This is a genomic window from Nocardia sp. NPDC004604 (assembly GCF_040609795.1).
Taxonomy (GTDB): domain Bacteria; phylum Actinomycetota; class Actinomycetes; order Mycobacteriales; family Mycobacteriaceae; genus Nocardia.
In genome coordinates this window covers 19,227-32,918 of sequence record NZ_JBEXLC010000102.1, presented here as the reverse complement: position 1 = coordinate 32,918, position 13,692 = coordinate 19,227, and the positions used below count along the sequence as shown (strand labels likewise).

At 66.3% G+C, this 13,692-nt stretch carries 14 protein-coding genes; 4 read left to right on the top strand and 10 right to left on the bottom strand.

Going from position 1 to position 13,692, the window contains the following annotated elements:
* Positions 1-119: 119 nt before the first annotated feature.
* Positions 120-395: a hypothetical protein gene (locus tag ABZW16_RS30360; RefSeq protein WP_354959509.1), complete on the bottom strand. Its 276-nt coding sequence runs from the start codon at positions 393-395 to the stop codon at positions 120-122.
* A gap of 89 nt (positions 396-484) precedes the next feature.
* Here ABZW16_RS30360 and ABZW16_RS30355 point away from each other — a divergent pair, with 89 nt between their 5' ends.
* Genes ABZW16_RS30355 through ABZW16_RS30345 form a run of 3 tightly spaced genes read left to right on the top strand, consistent with a single transcriptional unit; the run spans position 485 to position 1,670 of the window.
* Positions 485-850, top strand: a complete 366-nt coding sequence (locus ABZW16_RS30355; RefSeq protein WP_354959508.1) for a VOC family protein — start codon at positions 485-487, stop codon at positions 848-850.
* Positions 851-855: 5 nt separating this feature from the next.
* Complete coding sequence (locus tag ABZW16_RS30350) at positions 856-1,188, top strand: metalloregulator ArsR/SmtB family transcription factor (protein ID WP_354959507.1); 333 nt, start codon at positions 856-858, stop codon at positions 1,186-1,188.
* A gap of 2 nt (positions 1,189-1,190) precedes the next feature.
* Positions 1,191-1,670 (top strand): SRPBCC domain-containing protein, encoded by a 480-nt coding sequence (locus tag ABZW16_RS30345; RefSeq protein WP_354959506.1) that lies wholly within the window; start codon positions 1,191-1,193, stop codon positions 1,668-1,670.
* A gap of 4 nt (positions 1,671-1,674) precedes the next feature.
* On the opposite strand, the gene ABZW16_RS30340 is transcribed toward ABZW16_RS30345, so the two are convergent.
* From ABZW16_RS30340 to ABZW16_RS30305, 8 genes are all read right to left on the bottom strand, one after another.
* Positions 1,675-2,337 carry an FHA domain-containing protein gene (locus ABZW16_RS30340; RefSeq protein WP_354959505.1) on the bottom strand — a complete coding sequence of 221 codons (663 nt, stop codon included), beginning with the start codon at positions 2,335-2,337 and terminating at the stop codon, positions 1,675-1,677.
* A complete protein-coding gene (locus ABZW16_RS30335) occupies positions 2,337-3,614 on the bottom strand; it encodes a VWA domain-containing protein (protein WP_354959511.1) in 1,278 nt (425 codons plus the stop codon). Before ABZW16_RS30335 ends, ABZW16_RS30340 begins: the two co-directional genes overlap by 1 nt.
* Positions 3,615-3,619: 5 nt before the next feature.
* A complete protein-coding gene (locus tag ABZW16_RS30330; RefSeq protein ID WP_354959504.1) occupies positions 3,620-4,711 on the bottom strand; it encodes a PP2C family serine/threonine-protein phosphatase in 1,092 nt (363 codons plus the stop codon).
* Positions 4,712-4,737: 26 nt separating this feature from the next.
* Positions 4,738-7,200 (bottom strand): tetratricopeptide repeat protein, encoded by a 2,463-nt coding sequence (locus tag ABZW16_RS30325; protein ID WP_354959503.1) that lies wholly within the window; start codon positions 7,198-7,200, stop codon positions 4,738-4,740.
* Positions 7,197-8,375, bottom strand: a complete 1,179-nt coding sequence (locus tag ABZW16_RS30320; RefSeq protein WP_354959502.1) for a hypothetical protein — start codon at positions 8,373-8,375, stop codon at positions 7,197-7,199. The genes ABZW16_RS30325 and ABZW16_RS30320 overlap by 4 nt, the downstream gene beginning before the upstream one ends.
* An 11-nt stretch (positions 8,376-8,386) precedes the next feature.
* Positions 8,387-9,397: a glutamate ABC transporter substrate-binding protein gene (locus tag ABZW16_RS30315; protein WP_354959501.1), complete on the bottom strand. Its 1,011-nt coding sequence runs from the start codon at positions 9,395-9,397 to the stop codon at positions 8,387-8,389.
* Positions 9,394-10,668 (bottom strand): hypothetical protein, encoded by a 1,275-nt coding sequence (locus ABZW16_RS30310; protein ID WP_354959500.1) that lies wholly within the window; start codon positions 10,666-10,668, stop codon positions 9,394-9,396. The genes ABZW16_RS30315 and ABZW16_RS30310 overlap by 4 nt, the downstream gene beginning before the upstream one ends.
* A gap of 98 nt (positions 10,669-10,766) precedes the next feature.
* Positions 10,767-11,225 carry a hypothetical protein gene (locus ABZW16_RS30305; RefSeq protein WP_354959499.1) on the bottom strand — a complete coding sequence of 153 codons (459 nt, stop codon included), beginning with the start codon at positions 11,223-11,225 and terminating at the stop codon, positions 10,767-10,769.
* Positions 11,226-11,580: 355 nt separating this feature from the next.
* Between ABZW16_RS30305 and ABZW16_RS30300 the strand changes: the two genes are divergently transcribed.
* Complete coding sequence (locus ABZW16_RS30300) at positions 11,581-12,624, top strand: zinc-dependent alcohol dehydrogenase family protein (RefSeq protein ID WP_354959498.1); 1,044 nt, start codon at positions 11,581-11,583, stop codon at positions 12,622-12,624.
* Positions 12,625-12,763: 139 nt separating this feature from the next.
* On the opposite strand, the gene ABZW16_RS30295 is transcribed toward ABZW16_RS30300, so the two are convergent.
* Positions 12,764-13,624 carry an SDR family oxidoreductase gene (locus tag ABZW16_RS30295; RefSeq protein ID WP_354959497.1) on the bottom strand — a complete coding sequence of 287 codons (861 nt, stop codon included), beginning with the start codon at positions 13,622-13,624 and terminating at the stop codon, positions 12,764-12,766.
* Positions 13,625-13,692 lie beyond the last annotated feature (68 nt).

Genomic DNA, 13,692 nt, shown 5'->3' with positions numbered 1-13,692 from the left:
GTCACCGGGGGCGAGCGGCGGCGGCGCCTTGTCCGGCGGGACCGGTTCATTGCTGAAGGTCAGTCGGTCCATGAACGCCGTCACTTCGTCCGGGGTGGACGGGAAATCCTTCTCGTTCATCACCGGTTCTCCTGTTCCCACTCCTCGAACATTTTCAGTTCGTCGGCGCGCATCTCGCGGGCGCCGATGATCAGCCAGGTCCACTGGTCCTGCTGGCGCGTCGCCACGATCAACGGCCGCCCGGCGCCGGTGCGACCCCAGACCGACAACACCGTGACGTTCCCGTCATCGGCGATCCGCGGCCACCGCCGAGCGCCTTCGAGGACTTGGCGTACTTCTCGGGGTCCGATGCCGATCAGGTGCGCGAACGCCCAGTCCGGCCACTCGAACCCCATGACCACATACTACGCGCATAGTAACAAACCGATCGGTCCTGTCTACCACTTGTTGACAGGTAGGATTTTTCCTACCTATATTCGGGACCATGAACATCACCCATGCGAAGGTCGTTACCGTGCCCGTCTCCGACCAGGAGCGAGCCAAGGATTTCTATGTCACCACGCTCGGATTCGAGTTGCTTGTCGATCAGCAGATGGGGCCGGTGCGCTGGCTGCAGGTCGCACCCGAGGGCGCCCAGACCGCGTTCACGCTGGCCAGTGCGGAACAGGGTTTCACGCCGGGCAGTTCGAGCGGTGTCATTCTCGAAACCGCGGACCTCGACGCGGACTGCGCGATGCTGGCAAAGGCCGGTGCGCAGGTCGAGGGTCCCACCGAGCTGCCATGGGGTCGCCAGGCCACGCTGACCGATCCCGACGGCAACCGATTCGTGCTGGCCGCCGCGGGCCGGTGACCACGATGGCGGTCGAGGCGCCCGATGGCCGGGTCTTCGCGGCACTGGCCAGCCCGGTTCGGCGCGAGGTGTTGCGGCTGCTGCGCGATGGCGGACCGCAGCCGGTGACGGACCTGGCCGCGCACTTCGAGATGGCGCGGCCGAGCTTCTCCGAACATCTGCGGGTGCTGCGAGAGGCGGAATTGGTCAGCGAGAACAAGGTCGGGCGACAACGGCTGTATCGACTGGAGGCAGCCCCGCTGTACGAGATCCAGGAATGGCTGCACCCGTTCGAGCGGTTCTGGCGCGAGAAGTTGGCCGGGCTGCGTGACCTGCTGGACGCCATGGAGGAGGAATGACCATGACCGACGATCCGTCCACCATCCACGTGGATCAGTTTCTCGCGCACAGTCCGGGCAAGGTGTGGCGCGCACTGACCGAACCGAAGTTGCTCGCACGGTGGTTCATGCCAGCCGATTTTCGGCTCGAGGTCGGGCACCGTTACACCATTGATGCGAAAGCCATTCCGGCGACCGGCTTTTCCGGTGTGATCGCGGCCGAGGTGCTGGCCTTCGAGCTGGAGCGGATGCTGCGCGTCGGCTGGCGCGACGCCGACCCGACCGCCGAACACGGCGCCGATTGGACGATCACCTGGACCCTGCGGCCCGAAGGCAAGGGCACCCGATTGTTCCTGGAGCACGCCGGTTTCGATCCGGACAACCCGCTCCAGCAAAGGGCACGCTCGATCATGGAGGCCGGATGGCGCTCGCACGTCATGCGCAGCATCGAGGAAGTGCTGCGCGATGCCACCCTCGGATCCGGTGGGTCACCTATTCGGTGAACGATCAGGCTGGTTCCGCCGTCACGATGATGGTGGTCCAGCCACCGAGATGGATGCGGTCTCCGCTCGCCAGCGGGGCCGCCACATTGGCCGGAATCAGGTCCTCACTGCCATTGAGGCTGGTGCCATTGGTGGAGCCGAGGTCGGTGATGCTGATGCCGTCCTCGACGATGTGAATGGTGGCGTGCGCGCGTGAGACTCCGGCGTCGGCCGGGGCGATGCCCAGATCGATTTCGGGTTGCAGGCCCTGGGAGACGCTGTGCTTGCCGATCAGGATATCGGTGCCGCGCAAGGTGATTCGGCGCTCGGGATAGAACGCCGGGAATTCGACCTGATCGGCATCGGGGCCCTTGTGGGCCTGCACCCGGTCGTAGAATTCACGATCGGCGGTAATGGTGGCGACCCACGTCAGCACACCCGATGCGGCGGAAACCGCTGTCGCAGTGACGGTTTCGGTGGGCGCGGACGCCGGAGTCCACGCCGCCGGAGTCGGCAGCGCCGAATCATGCCCGCACACTTCACAGAATCGGCCGCTGCTCGGCGCCCCACAGGACGGGCACAGTGCGACCGCCATCGTCGGCGCGGGCGCCCCGATCGGCGAACCGCAGACATCGCAATAATCCATTGCGACGGACTGATGCCCGTCCGGACAGGTGGCAATCGCCATTACCCCTCCTTGCGTACCCGCGCCGTCTTGGTAGAGCGTGCGTCCAACGCCATTTCGTCGGCGGCTTCGACCTTGGCGCGCAACCGCACGGTGCCATTGCGCTCGTCCACCTCGACCACCCCGCGCAACAGTTTCGCCGTGCCCTCATTGCCGGATTCGGCCGCCAGCTCCACCGCGCGCCGCAGTTTCGCCGTCGCGGTTTCCGCATCGCCGTTCTTGCGCGCGCTCAAGCCCTCCTGCACGACCTGCGCGAGTTCGGCCTGCCCGGTGTAATGCGCTACGCGCCTGCTGATTCGGGCCGACAGCTCGGTCTCGGTGGTCCACACCGCACGGACCAGGCCCTGCCCGACCACCTCCTCGCCCGCGACCACACTGACCCTGGCCGCGAGCTTCTCCCGCCCCGGCGCGGCAGGCTCGACCCGCACCTGCACGTGGTAGTCGCGGTCCTCCGCAGCCCAGGCCCCGAGCGGGTACTCCCCCAGCTGCGGTCCCGAATCGGCGCGCCGCGCGGTCAGATCCTCGATTGTCGGCGCGACCTGTTTGACGAACCGAACGCTGGCCCCCGCAGGTGTCCACAGCCGCAATGTCAGTTCCGGAATCGCCTTGGCCATCGAGGTCTGCATCATGGCGGCGAAGTCCGCGGCCAGGTTCGCCGGATTCGCGACGATATCGACGCTGCCGTGCAATGCCGACGCGATGGCGCGCAATTCGTCCACCCGCCAATCGGTTCCGACGCCGCGGCAATCGCAGGTGAATACCCCCTCGGACTGTTTGATCTCGGCGGCAAGGGCCTCGGGTTCCTCGTGCTCGTTCTTGCCGTCGGTGAGCAGGATGGCGTGCACCATCGCGCCGGGGTGTTTCTTGGCCAGCTGGCGGGTGAGTCCCAGCCAGGTGCCCATGGCGGTGCCGCCGTTGGGGCGCAACTTGTCCAGCGCGCGGCGAGCCGCGGCCCTGGTGTCGCGGTTGGCTGGCACCGATGGTTTATCGCTCGGATAGGTCAATCGCGCCAGGGAGGTGCCCTCGATGATCGCGAATCGGGTGCCGTCCTTCAGCACATCGAGAGCGGCCAGGGTGGCACGGCGCGCGCCCTCGAACTTCTTACCGGTGGCCATCGACCCGGAGCAGTCGATGATCAGCACCTCCAGCCGCTCCGGGGCCGGGCCGGCGGCCACGAAATCCGCGCCGGTCTCCACGGTGACCACCGCGTCCACCGTATCCGCGCCCTCGGCCAGATATTCGTTCTGATCGATCGCTACCGAAATACCCTTATCCGCCATGGAACTCACTGTGCTTCTCCTGCGTCCATCGATGGCCCGATCGGCACCAGCGCGACAGTGATGTTGTCGCTCCCCCCGGACCGTAGAGCAAATTCGATGAGTCCACGCGCCGCCTCCCCGCGTGGTACCCCGTTGACCATCCGCGCCAGCTCCGCCGGATCGGATAGGTAGTTCCAGAGTCCGTCACTGCACAGCAGCAGTACTCCGGGGCCGGTGGTGTGGAAGGTTTGCACACATCTGTCCGACCATGGTCTGTCCTCGCTGTCGGCACCGAGCCAGCGCAGCAGTGTGTGCGCTCGCGGATCCCGCATTGCGGACTCCTCGTCCATCGCACCGGCGTCCACCAGCGCCTGCGCCCACGAATCGTCCACGCTCAAGCGCCGCGACGGCGCATTTCCACCCGCGATCGGTTCGATGCCGTCGCCGCGCAACCAATATGCCCGGCTGTCACCGACATTCACGACGGTGATCTCCACGCCGTCGCCCCCGTATCCGCGCACGATGGCCGAAACATAGGTGCATGACGGGGCATGGCCGTCGTGCATCGCGATATCACGGACCGCCTGCGCCGCCGCCGTGAGCCCGGCCATCACAACCGCGGTGCCGGACCGTGCTTCCGCCAATGCGGTGAGGCAGGCATCGACACCCGCGCGTGCCGCCGCACCGGCGGCCGCCTGCGGATCCTCCGAGGTGGAGACCCCGTCGCTGACCGCGACGACCGTGGCGATGGGTCGCTTGTCCCCGCGCTCGACCACCGCGGCCGCGACCGCATCCTCGTTGCGCGCGTGCGCGATACCGCGATCGGTCGCGACATAGACCGCGCCTAAATCGGCCTCGAACCGGTCCGGCTCCGGACGCAACTGTCCACAGCCGCGGCAATAGCCGTCGACGTCGTAGCTGGTGCCGCCGCAGCCCTCACAACTGGGCGTCGCATCTGGATCCGACCGCGGCAGCGCGATCCGGAGCGCGCCGAGTTCTCGTCCGCACGCCTCGCAGAACCGGTCGGCCACCCCAACTCGCGCTGCGCATTCCGGGCACCGCTGTAATACCGCGGTGCTGGGCTCTAGCCCGCCCAGCTCCCGGCCACCACCCCCCATCGAGTCGCTCCGCGACGCTGGATTCATCATAAGGTTGTCCTGGGCCGGATCGCATTGGCCCGATCGACCAGCTCGAATCGTGTCCACATATCGTCGGTTTCGCGGGCGAGATCGCGATAACAACGCTCCAAACCGGTCCGTACTCCGTCCTGATCGAGGTTCGCGCCGAGCAGCGCGCCATGTGTTGTCGGTGCCTTGCCTGCACGCAGCCACTCGAGCGCGGCATCGAGCACACGTATCCGCACGTGTGCGCCACGGCTTTTCGAGTCGATGCGCAGGGCCTCGACCCGTCCGCCCGCATCCCGCAGGATCGGTTCGGACAGATCGTCGGGTGTGCGATCGGCCAGCATTGTCTGCACGGCGGTCAGCCGGGCTTCGGTGTAGAGCGCCGAGGCCGAATCCACCTGATCCAGGACGGTCACCGCGCCATCGCGATTACCGTCCTCGCTGCGCAGCCGGGCCAGACCGAAGGCCGCGCTGACGTAGTTGTGGTCGGTGCGCCAGACGGTGTCGTAGTAGTGCGCGGCCTGTCGTCTATCCGGTTGTGCACCCGCCAATTCGGCGACGGCGGCCTGGGCCAGTTTCGGTGCGGCCTCACCGGGTAATGCAGCGTATACGGCATCGAATTCGGCGTAGGCGGCATCGAAGTCGCCCGCGAGCAATTCGGCTTGGCCGCGATACCAGGCGAGCCGCCAGTCACCGGGCAGGGTATCGGCCAGTTCGTCGATACGACGCAGCGCATCGGCCGGATCGCCGACCTCGAGCGCGGCACGCACCAGCCGCAGTGGAATCTCGACCGAAGCAGACGCACTGCGTGTCGTGAGCACCGAGCGCAGCCCGGCCTCGAACGCGTGCTCCAGTTCGCTCGGCGTGGTCCCGCCGGTGGTCGCCAGCAACGCCGAGCCGCTGTCGTTCGGATCGATCAGCGGAACCGGAAGTGCCGCAACAATATTGGCCGGTGTCGGTGCATCCGACACACCGAAGACACCGCGCGGCGGCCCGAAGTACGCGGACATACCCGGACGCGGTACGCCGTCATCGGTGCTCAGCACCTCGCGCAGAACTCCGGTCAGCTGATCGGCCATCTCCTCCATCGAGGCGAATCGCGCCTCCGGATCGACACCGGTGGCACGCAGGATGAATCGGTGCAGCGAATCATATTTCGCCAGTAGCGGTTCGGCCTCCGGCCCGGGCAGTGCGCCGAAATGTCCGCCCTGCTGTGGCACATTCATCATCAGCACCGCGAGTGTGCGGCCAACCGTGTACACCTCGGTGGCGATGGTCGGCCCGGTTTCGGAGATCTCCGGTGCCTGATAGCCGATCGTTCCGTAGATAGGGCTGTCCTGATCGTCCATGGCGATCACCGCGCCCATATCGATGAGTTTGAGTTGCTCATCGGTCTGCATCACGTTGTCGGGCTTGAAATCACAGTAGGCGAGGCCGAGCGAGTGCAGATAACCCAGGGCGGGCAGTAACTCCAGGATGTAGGCAATGGCCTGGGGTGGCGGCAGGTAGCTGCCGTCGCCGTCGCGGCGGGTGCGCAGGATCTGTTTGAGCGAAGTGCCGCCGACGTACTCCATCACGATGTAGCCGACGGTCACATCGTCGGCGCCGCGGTGTTCGACGAAGTTGTAGATCTTGACAATGCTCGGGTGCTCGACCTCGGCCAGGAACCGCGTCTCGGCGACCGCTGCCGCCATCGCGTCCGGATCTCCGGAATTCAGTAGGCCTTTCAGCACCACCCAGCGAGCACTGACATTGCGGTCGGTGGCCAGATAGATCCAGCCGAGTCCGCCGTGCGCCAGACAGCCGACAACGTCGTACTGCCCGCCGACCAGATCACCCTTGCTCAGCTTCGGCGTGAAGGAGAACCGGGTGCCGCAGTTCGGGCAGAAGCCCTCGGAGCGACCGGGTGCACCGTCGTGGCCGCGCCCGACGGGCCGTTCGCATTTGCCGCAGAACCGTTTTCCCTCGGCGACCTGTGGATCGGCCATGACCGCGGTGGCCGGATCGATGCGCGGCATCCGCGGCACATCCACCATGCCCGCACCGAGCCGACCGCGCGCGCTGGATTTCGATGACGACCGGCCGGTGCGCACCGAGCGCCCGGAGGCGCGGGTGCTCGCCGAGCGGGTCGACAGACTCGACAGCGCGGACGTCGCAGGTGCGGCCCCGCAGGTATCGCAGTAGCCACCGACGATCGTTCCGCCGCAGCCCGCCTCGGCGCAAACCTGCCCCTCGCTCGAACCTTGTTGCACCACAGCGGTTTCCGCTGCGGCCATGGCAGGTGCGGTGCCGCACGTATCGCAGTACCCGTCGACGATGATTCCACCACATCCGGGCTCGGCGCACATCTGTCCAGCACTCGAATTCCCATGTACCACCGGCATTTCCGCTGAGACCGTGGTGGCCACGGCAGGTGTGGTGCCGCAGACCGCGCAGTATCCGTCTTCGATGGTGCCGCCGCATCCCGGCTCATTACAGGTCATCTGCCCCGCCCCGATTTCTCCCCGACGATCTGCTGGAAGTCGGCGACCGCCCGGGTGACGGCCGCCAGATCACACGGCCTACGGGTGAGCAGGCCCGCCGCGATCTGACCGGCGGCCAGCACGTCTCGATCCTCGCTGACACCTAGTCGGGCCGCCTTCGCCTGATAGGCGGCCAGCCGCCCGCGCAATTCGATGCGTCGATCCAGCAGTCCCTGGGCCAATTCTTCGGCGGTGGCCGCCCCGGCGGTCGCGTCCGCAATCCGGACGCGCAAACGCACCAGGTCCGCGGCTGCTGCCTGAGTCGCCGCCAGCGCATCCAATTGCGCGCCGAGTGTCGCGGAGTCGTCGGTGTGCACCGGCAGCGGGCCCGCCAGAATCTTCGCTTCCACCTGCGCCCTGGCCGCCGCTGCCCGGGTCCGGGTGTCGCACAGCACCGTCAAGCGCCTGCGCGTTTCGGCAATGGCCCCGGCCCAATCCGCCACCACCGCATCGAGTTCGGCGAGGATCGCTGCCACGCGCCGCAACTCGTCCGACAACTCGGCAATGCGTGCGTCGATCTCCGATACCGTCAGCGCGAGCGGATCGGTCGCCGAGCGGCTCAACAGCGCGGCGATACCTTCGCCGATCGCGCCCAGTTCGGTCGTCCCGCCTCCGGCGGCACGCGCCCTGTCCACCGTGTCCTGCAGTGGCGCCAGGCCCGACATGACCCGGGTGTTCACCGCATCGACCGCGTCGAAGAATTCGGCGATCTCCGGGAAGGTGGCCCGCATGCGATCCACGGTATCTGCGAGTCCGACGAACAGGACCTCTTCCGCCGGTCCGGTGAGCGAACGTTGCGCCATCGGTATCGGCGTGCGCGAGGCCTCAAAAGGCCGCCCGCGCAAGAGCCGGGTGAGTTCGGCACGTTCGCTGTCATCGAGCCGAGAACGAGTGCCGCGCACCTGCTCGGCCGCATCCAGAATGCCCTCGAGGCGGCCGTAGTCCGCCCACATCAGCGCGAGTGCGGCCCGGACCGGCTGCCAGCGTTGCGCGGTCAGTCCGGTCGGCGGATAGCGCTGCAGCAGCGTGTGTCCCGGATGTCGGTCCAGTTCCAACAGGGTGGCGGTGATGGCGTCGAATTCCGTTGCGCGTGCGGCCAATTCATCGTCGATCTCGGCGAGCGTAAGTAACTGCATGGTCGCCGGTCTCACTCTTTGTACCGGAGATCCGGTGGTCCCGGCGATGGTCCGAGCGCGCCGAGTCTGGCGTTGTAGATCTGCTGCCAGGTGCCGTCGGCACGGATGCGTTCGAGTACGCCATTGACGAAGCGCACCAGCCCCGGATTGCCCTGTGCGATACCGACCGCATAGGCGCCGGTGCCGATGACCTCGCCGACGATCTCCAGATTCCGATCCTGGGCCACCAGCCCGACCAGGATCGGATCGTCGGCGCTGATCGCGTCCACATGGCCCTGCTGCAATGCCGCCAGGCAGTCGGTCCAATTGGATGCGCCGAGGACGGTCGGCCGCTTCGGCAGGCTGAACAGCGGTCCCGGCGAAGTGGTCCCGCGAGTGACACATACCCGTTTGCCACCCAGATCCGCGCCGGAGCGGATACCCGAGTTTCGCGCGGCGAGAATGCGTTGGGTCGCACGGTAATACACACCGGAGAAGTCGACGTCGCGCCGTCGCTCGCAGGTTGCCGAGAACGTGCGCACGATCAGGTCGACCTGCTTGTTCTGCAGCGCCGGAATTCGCTCGGCGGCGGTGACCGAACGCAATTCGATCTTGTCCGGATCGCCGAACAGCGCCTTGGCGATCTCCCGCGCGATATCGATATCGAAGCCCTCGAGCTGACCGGTGGTGGGGTTGCGGAAGCCGAATAGATACGTGTTCTGATCGACGCCGACCCGCAACTTGCCATTGGCGGCAATGGCCGCCATGGGCGAACCCGGCGGCATCGCACCCGGACTCGGCAGCGGACCGGGACGCAGGGTGAGCTCGGGGTCGCCGCAATTGCCGCTGGTCTCGGACTGCGCCGGCGTGGTGATCTCGGTGAGGTCGGGCTGTGGGTCGACCGCGCCCACCTTCGTGCTTCCGGGGACCGGGGTGCTGGAACCGCACGCGCTCACCAGTGCGCTCGTACCGACCAGGGTCGCGGCCACTATCAGCCGCGCCCTCGCAAAACCCTTCCGCTGCAATAGAACTCGCCGCCTCACAAGAACTCCTTCAGCCGCGGCCACAGCCCGGTGACTACCGCGGCGGCGGCGAACAGCAGTAATACCAGCGTCCCCGCGGGGCTGAGCGCCAATGCCGCACCCGCCGAGTCGACTCCGTCGCGCAACTGCTGGCGCTGCTGACCGAGGTTGTCGCGCAATGTCACATCCAACTGCGCGAACAGCGTCGCCGAATTCTCCGCGCCGGTGCCGATCGCCTGCGCGACGGCCGCCGGATAGTTCGCCGCCTCGTAGGCCTCACGCTGTTTGGCATGTCCGGCGGTCCAGCCCAATAGACTCCGCGAAGCCTCGGAATCGGATCCGGTCACGGTCGCCAAACGATCGGACAGTTCAGTGGTGTGCTTGCGGAAATCTGTTTCGCTGACGGTGATATCGCCCCGGGTGATCAACGCCAGGGTTTCATCGGTGCGTGCCTGCTGGGCCAGGATCCTGGCCTGGGTGAGGGTCTCGAAGCGGCTGGTCGCCCCGGATTTGCCAGTGTCGAGTGCGGCCGAGGCGATGCTCGTCGCACCAACGATCCACAACAGCGTCACGGCGGTCGCCCCCGCGGCGACCGCGACACCCATATTCATCCGGCGATTGGTGCGGCGCAGCAACACCAGAGTGCCGACGCCACAACTGATCAGCACCAGCACCAACAGCACGATGCTCGTCCACGGCAGCGCGCCGACATCGTGTTGATCGTGGCGCAACGCCGCGAGTCGGTCCTTGCTGAGCTTTTCGGCGTTGGGCAGCAACGAGTTCTGCATCACCAGCGATGCCTCGTGCAGATACGACGATCCGACCGGGAAGCCCTGCCGGTTATTCGCCCGTGCCGCTTCGACCAGGCCGGTGTAGGCGGGCAGGTCGGCGGTGATCTGCGCGACGATCATTCGGGTCCGCTCATCGGCAGCACCCGTCGTGGCCTCCGCGAGCGCGGCAGCCGCATCCGCGAGCGCCTGCTGATATTGCCCGCGCACCTGCGGTGATTCGATGCCGCCGGACAGGAACGCCGTGGCCGCCGACGCGTCGGCGGCCGAGAGCGCGACGTACAAGGTCTGTGCGGCGTAGGCGAGCGGTTCGGTGCGCTCCAATACCGCATCGCGTCGGGCGATCTTGCCGCTCAATTGATCAGCCGAGGTCGATCCGGCGAGCAGACACAACACCACGGACACGACGGCCACCGCGCCGATCGCGCCCGGAGTTGTCCCGGCGAAGCGCCGTAACCACGCACCCCCGCTGCGCATGGTTGCCGGAAGGCGAATCTCCAACACCGTCCCCCTTCGTCCAACCGGCCGGTGTCCCGATCGCGATAGTACGGCAGGGAATTCGGATTTGCCGCCCATTGCACTGGCGGCACCGAATTCGGAAGCTACGGTGCCGAATCCGAGGCCACGTCGAGCAACGGTGCGAGATTCGGCGTCCAGCGCGGATATTGGTTGCGTACGTCACCGAAGGACTTCGCCGGTTTGCCGAGTGACAGGCCTGCCGACCGGTCGGCAGGCATTTCGCGTTGCGGTGAATCCACCGAGCGCACCAATCCGGTGTGCAGACTGCGGTGTTCGAGTGCCGCGCTGCGGCCGGTCACCCCGATGGCGCCGATAAAGGTGCCCGAGGCGTCGCGCGCCGCCGAGGCCACGCAGCCGTTTGCTCGCCCCAGCAGCCGGTGCCCACGACCTCGGGCCCAGGTGCCGCCGATCGGCCGGCGTGCCCGCTCGTATTCGCGCGGGCCGTGCGCGCGGGCACCGACCGACAGCCGCTGCCACGACGGTGCGGGTAGTTCGGTGATCAGCTCATCGGCGCGGATGACACAGTTCGTGCGGGTGCTCACCTGCTGATCGCAGCACGTGGCCAGCACTAGAACACATCACGTTTCTCCAGTCATTCACGCAGGTAACCGGCTGGCCCGAAATGCTAGATTCACAATGTGAACCAGTGCGCTGCGGCGATCGATCCTGGTCGCGGACCTCAATAGTCCGCACGAATGCAGCGCGGTGACACGGTCATGCTGAGCGGGTCGGCAAAGGCCTAGATGGGGATTCGACTCCGACGGCGGTCTGCGCACGAGTCTGCTCCATCGAGAAGGAAAAGTTCGGAACCTAGTCGCCGACGAGGATGCCGGCACCGGCATAGTTCCTGTCCAGAACGCCCTGGGTTAGCGGGCGCTGAGAGTCGAAGGTTCGCTCATGCCACAATCCATGCGCGCGCTCGTAGCCGGAAAGGTTGGCGAGCCAACCGATGTCCTGCGGCTGGAATCCCGGCCAGTTCCCACGCCAGCGGCCGGTCAGGCGTTGATCCGCGTGAAAGCGACTCCAATCCACGCCAGCGATCTGCACGTGCTGCGTGGCCGATACGGTTTCTCCCCCGAGTTTCCCACTGTGGTGGGGCTGGAATGCGTGGGCCGAATCGAGGCCCTGGGTCCGGATACCGAGGGGCTGAAGATCGGCGAGCGCGTGATAACCGTCGGTGTGACCGGCACTTGGCAGGAATACCTTGCTGCCGATACACGACGGCTCCTGCCAGTTCCCGATCATCTGAGCGACTCCAGTGCCTGCCAACTCGCCGTCAACCCGTTGACCGCGCTGCTACTGGTGACTCACGAACTCGGCGTACAGCCGGGTGAATGGATGTTGCAGACGGCCGCGGGCTCCACCGTCGGCCGGCTCGTCATCCAACTGGCCAGGCATCTAGGCATTCGGACGATCAATGTCGTGCGGCGGCGCGATGCCGTCGAGGAGATCAAGACGCTTGGTGGTGACGAGGTCATTTGCACCGAGGACGAGGATCTGATGCAGCGTGTGGCCGAAATAGCAGGACCGGCTGGCGTGCTCGAGGCCATCGACTGCGTCTCAGGAGACGTGGGTGCCCGGGTATCCCAGGCATTGGCTCCTGGAGGAGAGGTCGTAGTTTACGGCGCACTCTCTACCCATCGGCAGGCTGACCCCGCAGCGCTGACGATCCCGCTGCTGGCACGCTCGATTATCTACGAAACCAAAGTGGTCCGTGGCTTCTGGCTGTACCGCTGGTTCAGCGCTACCTCACCTCAGGATGCGCTGCGCGTGCTCTCCCAGGTTCGCGGTCTCGTCGCTGATGAAGTGCTGAGCATCCCCCAAGGCCGGCCGTTTCCGCTCGAACACTTCACTGAAGCCATCTCGCTCGCCGAAACACCCGCACACGGCCCCAAACCACTCTTCGTCTTCGAAGAGGGCCGCGGCAAAGGCAACGGGTAGAACGCCATCCAGAGCAGGTACGTCCACCTGTGCTGGCATGGATGCGAGGACACCCTAGGCGTCGGCCAGCGGAAGACTCGGGTAGCTGGGATGGCCCGGGTCGGTCGGCAGCAGCTCGGCGATGGCTGGATCCTGTTCGTCAGACCTTCTTCGACGCGGGTTCCTTGTCGATATAGCGGCTCATTGCCCAGCTCAGTCCGCGCATGGCGAGGTTGTAGGAGGGCGGGAAGTAGCGCTGCGCGAGATAGCCGACGCGGATATCGGGCGAGGTGAAGACCATGTACCGATCGCGCTCGACCCCTCGCACGACCGATCGGGCGGCCTGCTCCGGAGTGACCGCGTGCCGCATGAACAGCGCGACGCCCTTCTGCACCGCCGCCGCCTGCCGGTCGATGCCCGCGATATCGACGCTGTCCACCATCGGTGTCGCCATCGCACCGGGGCAGACCAGGCTGACGCCGATCCGGTGCCGACGCAGATCGAAGCGCAGCACCTCCGAAACGCCGCGCAAGCCGAATTTGCCCGCGCTGTAGGGGGCATGCCACGGCAGCCCGAAAAGTCCGGCGGCCGAGGCAACATTCACCAGATGCCCGCCGCGACCGGCTTCGATCATCGGTGGTACGAACTCCTCGATCACATGGATGGGACCCATCAGATCGATATCGATGGTGCGCCGCCACTGCTTGTGCGTGAGCCGATCGACCGTGCCCCAGGTGGCAATGCCCGCCACATTCATCACGATGTCGACGCTGTCGACCTCGGCATGCGCCTTCGCGGCCAGGGCGACCACCGCGTCGTAATCGCTGACATCGGCGCGTTCGGCAAGATGCACGACACCACCGGTCGCGCGCACATCGTCGGCAGTACGCTGCAAACCGATGCCATCGATATCGGTCAGGATTACCGACGCGCCCTTGGCGGCCACTGCCAGCGCCGTACTGCGCCCCAGCCCACTTGCCGCGCCGGTGACCAGACAGCTCTTGCCGTCGAACTTCGTCATGGACCAAGACGATAATCAATTATGAACACTGTTGTCTATAGATCCTGAACGCCGTCTCAGACGAACGA

Excerpts from the sequence above, each read along its gene's own strand:
- ABZW16_RS30360 (WP_354959509.1), bottom strand. The coding sequence starts at position 395 with ATGGGGTTCGAGTGGCCGGACTGGGCGTTCGCGCACCTGATCGGCATC.
- ABZW16_RS30355 (WP_354959508.1), top strand. The coding sequence starts at position 485 with ATGAACATCACCCATGCGAAGGTCGTTACCGTGCCCGTCTCCGACCAG.
- ABZW16_RS30350 (WP_354959507.1), top strand. The coding sequence starts at position 856 with ATGGCGGTCGAGGCGCCCGATGGCCGGGTCTTCGCGGCACTGGCCAGC.
- ABZW16_RS30345 (WP_354959506.1), top strand. The coding sequence starts at position 1,191 with ATGACCGACGATCCGTCCACCATCCACGTGGATCAGTTTCTCGCGCAC.
- ABZW16_RS30340 (WP_354959505.1), bottom strand. The coding sequence starts at position 2,337 with ATGGCGATTGCCACCTGTCCGGACGGGCATCAGTCCGTCGCAATGGAT.
- ABZW16_RS30335 (WP_354959511.1), bottom strand. The coding sequence starts at position 3,614 with ATGGCGGATAAGGGTATTTCGGTAGCGATCGATCAGAACGAATATCTG.
- ABZW16_RS30330 (WP_354959504.1), bottom strand. The coding sequence starts at position 4,711 with ATGGGGGGTGGTGGCCGGGAGCTGGGCGGGCTAGAGCCCAGCACCGCG.
- ABZW16_RS30325 (WP_354959503.1), bottom strand. The coding sequence starts at position 7,200 with ATGACCTGTAATGAGCCGGGATGCGGCGGCACCATCGAAGACGGATAC.
- ABZW16_RS30320 (WP_354959502.1), bottom strand. The coding sequence starts at position 8,375 with ATGCAGTTACTTACGCTCGCCGAGATCGACGATGAATTGGCCGCACGC.
- ABZW16_RS30300 (WP_354959498.1), top strand. The coding sequence starts at position 11,581 with ATGCCACAATCCATGCGCGCGCTCGTAGCCGGAAAGGTTGGCGAGCCA.
- ABZW16_RS30295 (WP_354959497.1), bottom strand. The coding sequence starts at position 13,624 with ATGACGAAGTTCGACGGCAAGAGCTGTCTGGTCACCGGCGCGGCAAGT.